The 223-nt window shown below is 31.8% G+C and carries 1 pseudogene; it reads right to left on the bottom strand.

The window, feature by feature from the left end:
• Positions 1 to 17: 17 nt before the first annotated feature.
• Positions 18 to 223, bottom strand: a pseudogene (locus AAC854_RS24910) (hypothetical protein); the annotation flags it as partial.

Here is a 223-nt window from a genome sequence, read left to right as displayed (position 1 = left end):
ATATAAATAGCATGAGGCTAAATTCCTAGTGCTAATATAAGAGAACCTTTTCTTATTAAGTGGTCCTTGCTAACAGAAATGATACTCATCTTGGCAAAGGGAGATAATGCACCTTGAATCATACTATCTTCATCAATAAGTGAGTCAAAGGTAGTAGTAGAGGTATTTAATTCTTTAAACTCCTTCGATAAGTATCGATATTGTTCTGATAAATCATATTTTC

This window comes from Xenorhabdus entomophaga (genome assembly GCF_037996725.1).
GTDB lineage: Bacteria > Pseudomonadota > Gammaproteobacteria > Enterobacterales > Enterobacteriaceae > Xenorhabdus > Xenorhabdus khoisanae.
This window is presented reverse-complemented; position numbering and strand designations above follow the sequence as displayed.